This window comes from Exiguobacterium sp. Helios (assembly GCF_014524545.1).
Classification (GTDB): domain Bacteria; phylum Bacillota; class Bacilli; order Exiguobacteriales; family Exiguobacteriaceae; genus Exiguobacterium_A.
On the sequence record NZ_CP053557.1, the window covers coordinates 2,468,390 to 2,482,032 of the forward strand.

Consider the following 13,643-nt stretch of genomic DNA (forward strand, 5'->3'; position numbering starts at 1 on the left):
AACAGGATGATGGCGAGCAGCCTTTTTTTATTAGAACGTAAAGGCTTCTGCCACTTCATTCAAACGGGAGACGACCGTATCCACTTCCGTCAAATCTTTGATCGTCGCACCTGATGCCATCGGATGTCCGCCACCATTAAATTCTTTGGCTACCTCATTGATGACCGGCCCTTTCGAACGCAGGCGGACACGAACTTCCTTATCAGTTTCGAGGAATAATGCCCATGCTTTTAAGCCTTTCAGACCTGCGAAGCTATTGACGAGGAGGGACGCTTGTTCAACGGTCGCATCGAATGTCGCCAATGTATCCTGTGTCAACACGACATACCCGATGCCGGCTTTCGTCAACTGGATATGTTGCAAGACATAGCCTTGTAACTGTAAAGCAACCAGTTCCGTCTGATACATGTTGCGGTAGAGCCAATCCGTATCGATTCCTGTATCCAGCAGTTGCGCTGCGACGGAAAATGTCCGGCTTGTCGTGCCTCTGAATTGGAAGCGGCCTGTATCACCGACAATTCCTGCATAAAATTGAATCGCCGCCATTGCCGGAATCTCGTACTCCCATTCATTTAAGAGGTGAACCAATAATTCTGACGTCGAACTGACGGTTGTATCCACAAGTTGAACGTCGGCGTATGGATCTTCGTCCGGATGGTGGTCGATTTTAATCGTGTGTTGACCGTTTAAGGCTTCCGCTCCATCGATCCGTCCTTGATTGGCGGTATCCAGGACGATGACGAGTGCATGCGCGTACTCTGCTGATTCTACAGCATCGAGCTCTCCCATGAATGAAAGGGAGGTCGCCATCTCGCCCACTGCCTTTATTGTTTTATCGGGAAATCGCTTTTGTAAAACCAGCTGTAATCCAAACTGACTGCCTAGCGCATCAGGGTCCGGACGTTCATGCCGATGAATGATGATTGTCGATGCTTGTTCAATCAATTGTCTGATTTGTTCTTTCACAGTGCACAGCTCCTCTAAATATTGATATGATACAAACAGATATAGAAAGAAAAGGAGGTCATCCATATGCAGTTTGTTCTCATTCTGTTAATCGTCTTGTCTCTTGGTGGATATTTACTTGCAAAACGACGTGCGTTTCATACGAAAAGCACGAACCGGAAATTTTTATTCAATACGCAAGCGAGCATCTGGCTCAGCTTGTTCGTCATTCTTTTTGCCGTTAACCAATTTGTGTCTGGTGACGGATTGACGACGACGATCGGAAAAGTCGTCTGTTCGATTCTGATTGTCATCGGTGTCGCTTCATTTATCGCAGGTTTCATCCGCTATAAGAAAATCTATCCGTATGTCGTCCGTGAAATGGAACAGTCGGAACAATCGTAAAAAAGACGGTAGCTACCGTCTTTTTTTGTGTCCAGTCCCTGTCATCGATCGATTAGTTGTGACGTCACGAGTGCTTTCGCCACGATTTGTGTACCTTGATACATCTCGACATCCACTTTTCCGAACTTCCGTCCGACATCAAACACATTGGCTCGAATCGTAATCGTACTCTCGATTTGAACAGGTTTGATGAAATAAATGCTGACATTTTCGATGACGAGGTCACCCTTTTTCATATGACGCAACATCCGTGTCGCTCCTTCGACGAGCAAGGTCGTCAAGACACCACTCGAAGCCGTCCCCATGAAGTTCGTCATCTGCGGTGAGACTTCGAGTGAAAGGTAAGGTCCTCTCGCATCTTCTGCCGCTTTGATCTGTCCTGTGATCAAGTCATCAAACGTTTCGCCGACTTGCGGTTGACGGTTCGCCAGTTGCAGGGCTTTCAAGACATCTTGCCGGCTGATGATGCCAAGCAGACGTCCGTACTGATCGATGACCGGTAACATCTCGATCCCTTCCCATACCATCTGGTGCGCGGAGTTCGTCACGCTTGTCCGGATTCCGACCGTGATCGGGTGACGGGTCATGACTTTTTCGACCGGCCAGTCATGTGGACGATCAATGATATCCTTCGCCGTCACGACACCGACAACCTTCATCTGTTCATCAATGACCGGATAACGGTTATGTTTTGTCTGCTCATTAAGTTCATGCCATCTGGCAATCGGGTCGTTCGTTTGCAAATAAAACGTATCGTGTAAAGGAATTAAGATATCGGAGACCAGTAAAATTTCTTTTTTGATCAGTCGGTCATAGATGGCCCGGTTGATCATCGTCGCGACAGTGAACGTATCGTAAGACGTGGAAATGATCGGCAACTCCATTTCGTCTGCCAATCGTTTTGCGTCTTCCGTCGTGTCAAAACCACCGGTAATTAAAACTGCTGCTCCTGCATCCAAGACCAGCTCATGTGCTTTTTCCCGATTTCCGATGATGACGAGACTGTCGACATCGATATAACGCATCATCGCTTCTAACTTCATCGCGCCGATGACGAACTTCGTCAATGTCTTATGAAGTCCGTCACGTCCTCCGAGAACCTGTCCATCGACGATATTGACGACTTCCGCAAACGTCAGTTTTTCAATATTTTCTTTTTGTTTCTTTTTAATGCGAATCGTCCCGACACGTTCAATCGTTGAGACGAACCCTAAATTTTCCGCTTCTTTGATGGCACGATATGCCGTACCTTCGGATACCGTTAAGTCCTTTGCGATTTGCCGGACGGATATTTTGGCGCCCACATCGAGATCCTCAATGTGCCGGATGATCTGTTCATGTTTTGTAGGCATGCTGTATCCCTTCTTTTTCCTATATTCTACTCTTCTGTCATTATACTGTACCACTCCAACGAATGAAAAGTGTACTAGTCCCGATTTGCGAGAAATGTTTTCCATTTCTAACGATGGTATACTGAATCCTGAAACGAACAGAGAGGTGGAAACGATATGTTAGAACGGACAAATCAGATTAGTCGTGTATTACAGGAATCAGGAATCGACGTTGCATTGATTACGTCAAAAGCGAGTGTGTTTTATTTTTCAGGTGTCTATGCGGAACCTCATGAACGTGTGATGGCTGTCATCGTAGATGCTAACGGAAAACGTGCCCTCTTCTGCCCAGCCCTCGAAGCCAACATCGTCGCTGCAAGTCCATGGGACGGCGAAGTCATTACGTATGCGGACCACGAGCATCCATTTGACAAAATTAGCGAAACCCTGAAGACATTTTCGATTTCCAATAACCGAATTGGAATTGAAGGTGAACACATGACTTTCAGCCGGTTTAAAGAGTTGGAAGCCCGTCAGGAAAATGCGGCAATTCTTGATATCGGTCAACCCTTGCAAGCACTACGCCTAAAAAAAGACGCTCAAGAAATTGCAATTCTCCGCGAAGCAGCAGCATTAGCTGACGAAGCGATCGAAATCGGCAAACAGGCGATTCGTCCCGGCGTCACGGAAATGGAAGTCATTTCAACAATCGAGTTCGAAATGAAAAAGAAGGGCGTCCGTGAGATGTCGTTCGATACATTGGTTTTATTCGGAGCAAACAGTGCCGATCCGCATGGTGTGCCCGGTGACCGAGTCATTCAAGAAGGCGATTTCGTTCTGTTCGACCTTGGTGTCGTTTGGAAAGGATATTGCTCAGACATTACTCGGACGTTCGTTTACGGGGAAGCCAGTGAAGAACAACAAACTATTTATCAAACAGTTCTTCAAGCACTTGAAGCAGCAACGGAAGCCAGCCGGGTCGGCGTGACTCTTGGTACATTAGATCAAGCTGCCCGGAAGGTGATTGAACAAGCCGGTTACGGTGACTATTTCACCCATCGTGTTGGACACGGTCTCGGCATCGATGTCCATGAATTCCCGTCACTCGCATCGAACAACTTGCTGACAGCGGAGTCTGGAATCGTATATACACTGGAGCCAGGGATCTATGTCCCGAACGTCGGCGGTGTCCGTATTGAAGATGACATTCATTTAACCGAGAGCGGACCGGAAGCACTGACCCGCTATCCGAAGCACCTCCAATCCTTACCGGTAACAGCCGTACAGTAAACGAAATCAGAATCTAATAAAAACAAAAATCAGGTGGACGGAATTCGAATTCCGCCCACCTGATTTGTATACACAGCCAAATCCAGCTGTTAATCCTTCTTCCGAAAAATCACGGTCGTGATTGATGCACAACATTGACACCACCGGTCACATCAAGAATCGCCCCTGTAATCAGACTGGATTCTTCCGCTACTAAAAATGAAATCGTCCGCGCGATATCTTCTCCGACACCTGTCCGTCCGACCGGCGTCTGTTCATCCGCCGTCGCCTCTTCAATCCGTTTTGACTTATTGTCGCCCACAATATTACCGGGATTGACCATGTTTACCGTAATTCCGTATTCCGCCTCTTCAAGCGCTACACTTTTCGTCAAACTGACCATACCGCTTTTCGCAGCGGCGAATGCAGCTCGATCCACCCACCCGGGTGCAGATGCACTCTCCGGAAAACCGTATGTAATGATACGTCCGTATTGTTGTTCGCGCATAATCGGAAGGATTTTTCGCAATAACCAAAAACTGGCTGTCAGGTTACCGGTCACTACTTCATTCCACTCTTCATCCGAATAGTCGACAAGCGATTTCCGTTCGAAGATATACGGTCCCGCGTTTAAAATTAACGCGTCAATCCGACCGTGGGCAGTCATCGTTTGTTCAACCGCATCCATCAATTGATTTTGCTGCGTGACGTCCGCTTTAATCAAATGAAGTCGTTCGTGAACAAATGTCGGCTCCGAGCGGTGAAGCGCAGTGACGTGCCACCCCTCCTCGAGTAAACGACGGGTCACCATTTCACCGAGTCCTTTTGTTCCTGCTGTAATTAACGCGTGCCTCATCTTGGCATCGCCTCCTTTCATCTCTTTCCATCTTACGGGTTCCGCTGGCGAAGAACAATTTTAAAATCTCCTTAAATGTTCCTCACCTTCTACTTGAGGGAATGGTATAATAAGGGTGTAAAATCAGAGGAAGACGAAGGGATGGATACAAGATGGCAATCGTATATCATAACATTTTAGTAGCAGTCGACGGATCAAAAGAGGCAGAACGTGCTTTTGAAACGGCGATTGACGTCTCACTTCGAAACAATGCCAAACTCGTCATTGCTCACGTCATCGATACACGGACTTTCGCAACTGTCGAGGCCTACGATCGGACGATTACCGAACGTGCCGAATCCTATGCAAAAGAACTGCTCGATGATTACGTCAAGACAGCTCAGGAGCGTGGTGTAAAAGATGTTGAAGTCGCTATTGAATACGGTTCCCCGAAAGTAACCATCGCCAAAAAACTTGCACCCAACCATAATGTCGATTTGATTATCTGTGGAGCAACCGGCTTAAACGCTGTTGAACGTTTCTTTATCGGTAGCGTTTCAGAAAGTATCACACGTTACGCGAAGTGTGATGTCTTGATTGTTCGTCTTTAATTGAACTCATTTTGAGCACTTTCTCTTTCAAGAGGAAGTGCTTTTTTGGACAAAAAAAATCAATCGCACCAATGTACGATTGATTGAAATGACTTATTTGTATTTAACAGTGACGTTACGACGACCCCAGTTAAATGCTTCGGCACGTGAGTAGTACAAAATGTCCATCTTCTTGCCTTTGATGGCACCACCTGTATCTGCTGCTGTATATGTCCCTTTTAATTTCCCTTTGTAATACACTTTGACTGTTGAACGAAGCGGAATCACACGTGGATCAACTGCTACGACTTTCTTTTTCGAGCTCTTGATGTTCCAGCCGATTGCCGTTAAATTACCGCTACCTGGATCGTATGGTGTATAAGCTGTTGCACTTACGTTTGTGATTGTTTTCCAACCACCTGTTGATTGTTTTTTCGATCCGCTTGATGTGACGACTTTCGAATAACGGGCACTGAGGTACGCCGTTTTTCCTTTATAACTTACTTTATACCAGTTTCCTGTTTTAGCTTTGTACGGTAACGTTTGATTCTTATATAGAAGACCGAGTTTCTTGGACGCTGTGGTAGCTTTCTGGCGAACAATCAGACTATCGACCGACGACTTGACATTTTTTTTAGTTGCAGCTTCCGCTTGAAGACCTGCAAACGAACTGAGTGCTAACAAGACTGCTAAAACACTAGCGATTATTCGTTTCATCATCATGTAATCTCTCCTCCATAATTGTCCCTGTTTTGTAACTTACATTAATATACATGACAAAATGAAGCTGTGCCGTTACATATAGACCACAAAAAGATGACGTCATTGTTACTTTTATATTACAAAAGTCTCATTTTTATCGGTTTCAAACCGTTTTTTCGACAATAATCGGTTTAACTTTCGTTTTCACGTTTTTTATATGACAAACCTTGTAACAAACGTTTTTATTACGAGAAATCATCTCACCTGTTTTCACTCCGTTGAGATGATTTTCTTCAAACAAAAAAACGCCTGAATACAACTTTCGTTGTGATCCAGACGTTTGCTCAAAAAGATTTAATTATGCGTTTTGCTCGACCAATCCACCGATACGAACCGTGTCACGGGCAATCATCAATTCTTCATTCGTCGGAATGATGATGACTTTGACCGGTGAATGCGGATAGTTGATGAACAATTCTTCTCCGCGTGCACCGTTGTTGAGTGAAGGATCCCAATAAACGCCCATGAATTCAAGGCCACGTAAGACACGCTCACGGATCGAATCCGAGTTTTCACCGACACCTGCTGTAAAGATGATGGCATCGACGCCATTCATCTCTGCTGCATACTGACCGATATAGCCATGAATCCGGTTAGCGAAGATTCGTAACGCCATTTCCGAACGGTGATTTCCTTCTGTCGCTGCAGATTCAACATCACGCAGGTCACTTGAAAGACCAGAAAGACCGTAGATGCCTGACTCTTTGTTCATGACATTTAGAACGTCTTCTGCTGTCTTGCCGGTTTTCTCCATCAAGAATGGGATCAAGGCTGGGTCAAGCGAACCAGAGCGCGTTCCCATCGTGATTCCTTCGAGTGGTGTGAAGCCCATTGTTGTATCAAGTGATTCTCCGCCTGCGACAGCTGCGATCGATGCTCCGCTACCGAGGTGACATGAAATCAGACGCAAGTCTTGTAATGGACGGCCCAACAATTCAGAAGCACGTTCCGTGACATATTTATGGCTTGTTCCGTGGAAACCGTACTTCCGGATGCCGTACTCTGTGTAGTATTCGTACGGAAGACTGTACAGGAAGTTTTCTTCCGGCATTGTTTGGTGGAAAGCTGTATCAAAAACAGCGACTTGCGGTACTTCCGGTAAAATCGCTTGGAACGCACGAATTCCGATCAAGTTTGGCGGAATGTGTAACGGACCGAGCTCCGTGTAAGATTCGATGTCTTGCATGACTTCTTCTGTAATGACAACAGAGTCCGCATATTTTTCTTTACCGTGTAACACACGGTGTCCGACACCTTTGATCTCATCATACGATGAGATGATGCCGAATTCCATGAGTTTCTCAAGTGATAATTCAACTGCTTCTTTATGTGTCGCAAGCGGAAGAACATCCGTGTATTTCTGTCCTTCGCCATATTTAATCGTAAAGATGGCATCGTCTTTTCCGACGCGCTCTACTAAACCAACTGCAATCATCGTTTCATTCGGCATCTCAAGTAATTGGAACTTCAGTGACGAACTACCGGCGTTTACTGCCATAATCTTTGCCATGATTTATTTCCCCTTTTCCATTCAAATCGATCGACATTCACATCTGTATGAGTCTTGCTCTTTTTCTGTTCTACACTAGAATAGTCAAATTAACGACAGATTTCAATCACTTTGCGCATTTCATTTTAATTCTGTGTTAATCCATTCATCAATCTGTTTCACCATCCCGCCGAAGGCACGGGCGTCGGTAAACGATGGCAACTCGGCCAACAATGCCTGTTTTGGCATCGCCATACCCGCCAAGTGGTTCCGGACAATCAAATAACTTTTAGCTGCTTGTTCCTGCTTGAACATCGTCAACGGTAACTGGAGGATTCCGACGACATGGGCTTTTGTTTCGAAATATTGCTTCAGCTTACCTTCTGTATCATGTTGAAAGAGTCCGTTCGGAATGACAAACACTCCAAACCCGCCCGGTTTCACATAATTCATTGCTTGTTCGATCAACAGGAAATGGCTGTAACTCATACCTTCATCCCGTTTTAAAACGTATGTTTTCGAGACTTCTTCATCCGGATAATAGCCGATCGGCAAATCTGCCATAGCTAAATCGACCGGATCAAGCAAAAGCGGACGCAAAGCATCCTGATGCGTATAGTTGACCGGATAATCCATGAGTTCAGAAACAGATGCCGAAAGTCGAATTAATGTTTCATCCACCTCAACGGCTTCGGCAACCGTATCTTTCGGAAGTTGACTGAGGACAGCATGCAACATACCGCCTGTCCCGCTGCCAAGATCCAGCAGACGGACATCCTCCTTCTTGATTAGTTTCCCGATTAAATAACCCGCAAACAATGCGACGCTGTCCGGTGTCGGCAAGTGATTCGGTTGTGCCTGTTTCATTCCTTCGAGAATGGCAAGTGATACGGCTTTTCGGACGGTTTCCGGTTCTACGTTTTCCGTATGCCGTTCATTCAAACGGTCGATGACTTCCGTCAGACCTTCAAGGTACGGCATGTCTAAATCACGTTCTAATTTACGCGTTTGCTGTGTCAATTCTTTATATAATTTTTCTAGTGATTCCATGTGTGTTCCATCCTTTCAAAACGAAACGGCCCCCGCACTTCTTGGGAGCCGTTCTTTCTCATTACTTTCATTGTAGCGGTTTTACGCCGTTTGTAAACCATTCTTACTTCGTTGTTTTGGCTCCTTTGGCAGCCGCAAGTGCTGATTCAAAATCAACTTCATTCGTTGACTCTTCTAGATATTCCGCATAAACGACTTCATTTGCTGCGTCGATGACGAAGACCGAACGAGCCAGTAAACGAAGTTCTTCGATTGCGACTCCGTACTGTGTACCGAACGAAAGATCACGGTGATCTGATAGCGTCACGACGTTGTCGAGTCCACTCGCCGCACACCAACGACGTTGTGCAAACGGTAAGTCGTTTGAAATCGTCAAGACTGTTACACCTTCAATAGCCGCTGCTTCTTCGTTGAATTTACGTGTTTGGGCATCACAGACACCTGTATCGATTGATGGTACGACACTGATGATTCGAACTCCTTCATACGTATCGCGTGTCACCGGTGAAAGATCGTTTGCTAATACTTCGAAATCCGGTGCCTCTTGTCCGATTTCAACAGGTGTTCCGATTAATGTGATTGCGTTCCCTTTAAATGTTGCCATGTAAATTCCCCATTTCCCGATAGATTCATATGTCGTTTTCCATTCTACTATAGAAATGCCACCACGGTAACACAAGATTTCTGCCCGCACTTCGAGCTGGCAGTACCGATTTTTGTCAAAGACGGGTATAATAAAGGAGTTCATGAAACGCTTTCAAGGGGGAATTGACCATGGCTCGAAACAATGTCTACCTGTATTACCGTAACAAACAAAGACACGAGACGCAGGTACGTAAACTGATTGAAGTAGGAAATCGGTATGGACTGAATGTCGTTCAGGACCACAAACAAGCCAACATCATTGTCTCGATCGGCGGAGACGGTGCCTTCCTTCAAGCGGCACGCTTTACAGGATTCCGGGAAGATGCGATTTATGTCGGGTTTGCCGAAGGACCGAACTCATTTTATTGTGACTTCGATATCAACGATCTCTCTTCGGTTGAAGCCATATTCAAGGAAACCGGAAGCCGTGCTTCTGAAGGTGAAATTGAAGTCCGTCGCTATCCGCTCCTCGAAGCTTCAATTAACGGTGGACCGGGTATGTTGTGTCTAAATGAATGTTCCGTTAAGTCGAGCATCATCAAGTCGCTGGCAATTGAGGTCTATATCGACGGGTTCCTGTTTGAGACATTCCGCGGGGACGGTATGGTCATCTCGACACCAACCGGTTCAACGGCTTACAACAAATCATTATCAGGGGCAATCGTTGATCCATTAATCCATTGTCTTCAAGTCAGTGAGATTGCTTCCGTCAACAACAACCGGTACCGGACACTCGGATCGGCATTCCTCTTGAATCGCGGTCGTAAGTTGTCTTTACGAATCATCGAAGATGGCAACGACTATCCGATCATCGGAATGGACAATGAAGCGCTCAGTTTAAAACGGACAGATTCCGTCGATATTCAATTATCGGAAAAAGAACTTAAGACCGTTAAATTAACGAATAATACATTTTGGCATAAAATCCAACGTTCTTTCTTGTAAAACAAAAAAACTGCCGATTGGCAGTTTTTTTGTTTTAATTCATGACTGGCGTCGCCTCAAAAACAGTTCTTCCTGCTTGAACAGTCTCCAGCAACCGGTTGGTTAAGACAGCTTCCCCGCTTAACATGTAGAAATCCTGTTCAAAGATGACGAAGTCTGCATCGTATCCCGGAAGCAACATTCCTTTTCGTCCATGTGTATCGGTTGCGATATGTGGATTTTTCGTGAACAACAGCAGGGCTTCATACATTGATAATACTTCGTCCGTCTTATTGATGTTACCTGCTGTCCCCGTCGTCGCAGCATACAAGGCACGCCGGACATCCGGACTTGAAATCGGCGCATCGGATCCACCGCACAGAAGCGCTCCCGTATCCGCAAGAGATTTCAGCCGATAGGCCCAGTCCAAGCGATTCAACCCGAGTCGGTCTTGCGCAAAATCAGCATCATCGAGCAGGAAGACCGGTTGGACATCGATCAAGACCGGCAATTTTCGAATTCGTGCCAACAACTCCGGACGTACGACCGTTGCATGAATGATTCGGTCCCGTGTCCCTTTTGGAGCCGGGTATTTTTCAAGGACGGCTACGAAACGTTCGATCGCCAAGTCCCCGATGACGTGTGCCGCTACCGTAAAGCCGTAACTCCGGGCCCGTTTGACGAGTTGTTCCAACTGTTCCGGAGAATGGACTTCGATGCCGCGTGTCGTCGCATCATCCGAATATCCTCTGCCAAGCAGTGCCGTCCGTCCTCCGAGCGCCCCGTCGACGAACAGTTTCATCGCACCGGTCGACAACGTCGGCGGCAGGACGGGATTCAGTTGAATAAGTTGATCAATGACTAAATGATGAACGAGCAGATGAGCATGGAATCCCGTTTCTTCCGTCACTTCCCGGTATGCTTGCAAGACTTCTTCTAAATCGCCATGATACGCCAAATCTTCCGTATGCGCAGCAACAATACCATGACGGTACAAATCTTTAATGGCTGACCGCAACGAGGATTTATTCCGCTCGACTGAGCCCGATTGCAGGGCATACAATGGTTCGATCGCCGCATCATAAAGAAATCCGTCCGCTTCTCCCGATTCGAGTAACCCGATTTTCCCACCTTCAATGACGGTTGACGCTTTATATCCCAACTGTTTGAACAAAACATCGTTGACGAGTACGGTATGCCGATCCGTCCGCTTCAACAAGGCCGGTTCTGTCGGAAAGAGCTGATTTAACCATGCTTTCGTCGGTGCCCGGTCAAGCTTCGTTTCATCGTATCCTTCTGCCACATGTAATCCGTTAACGGCTTCTGCCTCGACGAATGCTTTTCCCAATTCCGCTAACGTTGCATAACGCGACGCATCCACACGTCCGATGGCTTCACCGTATCCGATCAAATGAATATGTGCATCGGTGAAAGCCGGATAAACCGCTTTCCCGTTCAAATCAACGATCGACAGAATCCGTCTTCCAAACCGCCGTCGTAACTTGCTTTCTTCACCCATGGCAATGATCCGTTCTCCTTCAATGAACATCGCCGAGTGAATATCTGTTTCGTGCGTCATCGTTCGAATGATTCCGTTTACGTACAGTTTCCCCATCTCAATCGCTCCCTTTTTTTACAAAAACAGGGTGACCTGGACGGCCACCCTGAATTGTCAGTGATGATTATGCATGCATCGTTTCCGGTTGACCACATGCTTTTCGAATACGTTCAATCGAATTAGGATCAAATTGTTGCAGTACTTGTTCTCCTAACGCAATCGTCCGTTCATAGTCTCCTGCAAGGAACTTCGTCTCAGCAATCGTCAACGACATATGTATCTCGTTATCTTGTCGGCGGAATCGATTGGCGTATTGAACGAGCCGTTCTGCATAAGTGACTTCGAATACTACTTTATCTATCCGTTCTTGCAATGTTTTAAACGTTCCGTTGACATCTTCGCTTTGGGAAACGATGTAATGGACATTAAACGGTAACTCTTCCAGCCGTGTTTCAAGCGTCTGCAGCGAACGACTTGATGCTTGTAAAGCTTCTTCGACGTCTGCAGGGATTTTCGGAAGACCGAGTCGTTTTAAGCGCAAGCGGATGGTCGATAACAATTGTCGCCATTCGGCAACACGTTGACGGACTTCTGTTTCTTCTTTCCGTAACGCCTGCAATTCAACCGCGAATCGTTCGTATTGAAGCATCAATTGTTCTTCCAATCGGACAGCATCCCGCATTTGATCTTCCAGCATACTGAAGGGGATGATCCGGCTTGCAATCGATTCATCCAAATCTTTCGCTGCTCCAAATAACATTTCTTCATCCCGTTGAATCGATTCGTAATGTTCTCCTAAATCTGCCGAAATTTCATAGTTTTCCCGCAACATGCTGAATTCTTGTGCCAATTGATGAACCTTTTCACGCATCCGTAATGCTTTTTGCTTCAATGATTGATTTTCTTTTTTCACATGGTGCCGGGCATCGACTTCACGACGGAACGTATCGTACATTTGGTCGATATCTGAAGCAAGTTGTTGCACCTGCTCTTCAAGTCCGTTAATTTCAAGGAATTCGAGCTTCTTGACGAGACTCAAACGTTGTTCTTCAAATCGTTTGATATCAGATTGCATACCGAGTGGTTCAAGCGGATACCCATCTAATGTCATCTCTTTATAGCCGGCTCCTAGCTGATCAATGCGCTGTCTCAATTCGTGAGCGAGTGTCTTCCACTGCTGTGGAATCACTTCGACGAGTTGACGTGTTTCTTCTACTTTTGTTTCAAGTAACAAACTTGTCTCATAGGCTTTCGTCACTTCACCCGCTTCTTCAAAGGCAACCATCTCAATCCGTAACTGGTCAATCTGTTCCGCCTGTTCTTCCAATTTAGGTAACGCAGGTCCGAATGACGTCGCCTGCAACAATAACGATTTACGAATTTGACTGGAGTTTGTTTCGCTTTGTGCCTTAAGCTCCGCCAAGACCGATTGATTTGTCTTGAACGTCGACATGTCTACCAGCATCCCATCAATTAATCCCTCGAGTTCGGCAATTAATTGTTCTGTTACCTCCAGATCATTTTTAACCGCAACAAACCGGTAACGATCCAGCCCTTCTTCCGCTCGATATAATGTCTCATCGATTTGTGCGACGTGGACTGTCACTAACTCCTCCCATGCCTGATGCCAGGAAGTGAATTTCGTCTCCGTCTCACCCGCCATCGGGAGTTCCTTCAGTTCTTGCAACTCCTTCGGAATCGACGCGCTGATGATTCCTTGTTTCCGAAGATCAAGTTCATCGATTTTCGTATAATATTTTTTCCGACTGATCATGCTAAACAGCATGACGAGTAATACGATGACGATGACACCAATCACCCATGCCCACATTTGCTACGA

General features: G+C 46.1%; 13 protein-coding genes. 4 read left to right on the forward strand and 9 right to left on the reverse strand.

The window, feature by feature from the left end:
- Positions 1 to 30: 30 nt before the first annotated feature.
- The gene (locus HNY42_RS12855) at positions 31 to 966 is read right to left on the reverse strand and encodes a DHH family phosphoesterase (RefSeq protein WP_188004594.1); all 936 of its coding nucleotides are present in this window, start codon (positions 964 to 966) and stop codon (positions 31 to 33) included.
- 66 nt (positions 967 to 1,032) lie between these two features.
- On the opposite strand from HNY42_RS12855, the gene HNY42_RS12860 reads away from it, so the two are divergent.
- Positions 1,033 to 1,350, forward strand: coding sequence for a YtpI family protein (locus HNY42_RS12860; protein ID WP_131502799.1), 318 nt, complete (start codon positions 1,033 to 1,035; stop codon positions 1,348 to 1,350).
- Positions 1,351 to 1,391: 41 nt separating this feature from the next.
- On the opposite strand, the gene HNY42_RS12865 is transcribed toward HNY42_RS12860, so the two are convergent.
- A complete protein-coding gene (locus HNY42_RS12865) occupies positions 1,392 to 2,702 on the reverse strand; it encodes a DRTGG domain-containing protein (RefSeq protein WP_026827733.1) in 1,311 nt (436 codons plus the stop codon).
- 156 nt (positions 2,703 to 2,858) lie between these two features.
- On the opposite strand from HNY42_RS12865, the gene HNY42_RS12870 reads away from it, so the two are divergent.
- On the forward strand, positions 2,859 to 3,971 hold the full coding sequence (locus HNY42_RS12870; RefSeq protein WP_131972390.1) for a M24 family metallopeptidase: 1,113 nt from the start codon (positions 2,859 to 2,861) through the stop codon (positions 3,969 to 3,971).
- Between the two features lie 109 nt (positions 3,972 to 4,080).
- Here HNY42_RS12870 and HNY42_RS12875 read toward each other — a convergent pair whose 3' ends face one another.
- On the reverse strand, positions 4,081 to 4,806 hold the full coding sequence (locus HNY42_RS12875) for an SDR family oxidoreductase (protein ID WP_188004595.1): 726 nt from the start codon (positions 4,804 to 4,806) through the stop codon (positions 4,081 to 4,083).
- Positions 4,807 to 4,958: 152 nt separating this feature from the next.
- Here HNY42_RS12875 and HNY42_RS12880 point away from each other — a divergent pair, with 152 nt between their 5' ends.
- Positions 4,959 to 5,396, forward strand: coding sequence for a universal stress protein (locus HNY42_RS12880; protein WP_026827730.1), 438 nt, complete (start codon positions 4,959 to 4,961; stop codon positions 5,394 to 5,396).
- Positions 5,397 to 5,489: 93 nt separating this feature from the next.
- On the opposite strand, the gene HNY42_RS12885 is transcribed toward HNY42_RS12880, so the two are convergent.
- The 4 genes from HNY42_RS12885 to tpx form a co-directional block, all read right to left on the reverse strand.
- A complete protein-coding gene (locus tag HNY42_RS12885) occupies positions 5,490 to 6,095 on the reverse strand; it encodes a 3D domain-containing protein (RefSeq protein ID WP_233494505.1) in 606 nt (201 codons plus the stop codon).
- Between the two features lie 340 nt (positions 6,096 to 6,435).
- Positions 6,436 to 7,647: an acetate kinase gene (locus tag HNY42_RS12890; RefSeq protein WP_114595245.1), complete on the reverse strand. Its 1,212-nt coding sequence runs from the start codon at positions 7,645 to 7,647 to the stop codon at positions 6,436 to 6,438.
- 120 nt (positions 7,648 to 7,767) lie between these two features.
- Positions 7,768 to 8,676, reverse strand: coding sequence for a class I SAM-dependent methyltransferase (locus HNY42_RS12895; RefSeq protein WP_188004596.1), 909 nt, complete (start codon positions 8,674 to 8,676; stop codon positions 7,768 to 7,770).
- A gap of 103 nt (positions 8,677 to 8,779) precedes the next feature.
- On the reverse strand, positions 8,780 to 9,286 hold the full coding sequence (gene tpx, locus HNY42_RS12900) for a thiol peroxidase (RefSeq protein WP_131502814.1): 507 nt from the start codon (positions 9,284 to 9,286) through the stop codon (positions 8,780 to 8,782).
- Positions 9,287 to 9,450: 164 nt separating this feature from the next.
- On the opposite strand from tpx, the gene HNY42_RS12905 reads away from it, so the two are divergent.
- Positions 9,451 to 10,266, forward strand: a complete 816-nt coding sequence (locus tag HNY42_RS12905) for an NAD kinase (protein ID WP_026827725.1) — start codon at positions 9,451 to 9,453, stop codon at positions 10,264 to 10,266.
- 34 nt (positions 10,267 to 10,300) lie between these two features.
- Here the strand turns inward: HNY42_RS12905 and HNY42_RS12910 are convergent, their stop codons facing one another.
- Positions 10,301 to 11,860, reverse strand: coding sequence for an amidohydrolase (locus tag HNY42_RS12910; RefSeq protein WP_188004597.1), 1,560 nt, complete (start codon positions 11,858 to 11,860; stop codon positions 10,301 to 10,303).
- A 67-nt stretch (positions 11,861 to 11,927) separates the two neighbouring features.
- Positions 11,928 to 13,634, reverse strand: a complete 1,707-nt coding sequence (gene ezrA / locus HNY42_RS12915) for a septation ring formation regulator EzrA (RefSeq protein WP_188004598.1) — start codon at positions 13,632 to 13,634, stop codon at positions 11,928 to 11,930.
- Positions 13,635 to 13,643: the final 9 nt, after the last annotated feature.

Bases quoted from the DNA above. Each gene is read 5' to 3' on its own strand.
- HNY42_RS12860 (WP_131502799.1), top strand. From the start codon at position 1,033: ATGCAGTTTGTTCTCATTCTGTTAATCGTCTTGTCTCTTGGTGGATAT.
- HNY42_RS12865 (WP_026827733.1), bottom strand. From the start codon at position 2,702: ATGCCTACAAAACATGAACAGATCATCCGGCACATTGAGGATCTCGAT.
- HNY42_RS12870 (WP_131972390.1), top strand. From the start codon at position 2,859: ATGTTAGAACGGACAAATCAGATTAGTCGTGTATTACAGGAATCAGGA.
- HNY42_RS12875 (WP_188004595.1), bottom strand. From the start codon at position 4,806: ATGAGGCACGCGTTAATTACAGCAGGAACAAAAGGACTCGGTGAAATG.
- HNY42_RS12880 (WP_026827730.1), top strand. From the start codon at position 4,959: ATGGCAATCGTATATCATAACATTTTAGTAGCAGTCGACGGATCAAAA.
- HNY42_RS12885 (WP_233494505.1), bottom strand. From the start codon at position 6,095: ATGATGAAACGAATAATCGCTAGTGTTTTAGCAGTCTTGTTAGCACTC.
- HNY42_RS12890 (WP_114595245.1), bottom strand. From the start codon at position 7,647: ATGGCAAAGATTATGGCAGTAAACGCCGGTAGTTCGTCACTGAAGTTC.
- HNY42_RS12895 (WP_188004596.1), bottom strand. From the start codon at position 8,676: ATGGAATCACTAGAAAAATTATATAAAGAATTGACACAGCAAACGCGT.
- HNY42_RS12905 (WP_026827725.1), top strand. From the start codon at position 9,451: ATGGCTCGAAACAATGTCTACCTGTATTACCGTAACAAACAAAGACAC.
- HNY42_RS12910 (WP_188004597.1), bottom strand. From the start codon at position 11,860: ATGGGGAAACTGTACGTAAACGGAATCATTCGAACGATGACGCACGAA.
- ezrA (WP_188004598.1), bottom strand. From the start codon at position 13,634: ATGTGGGCATGGGTGATTGGTGTCATCGTCATCGTATTACTCGTCATG.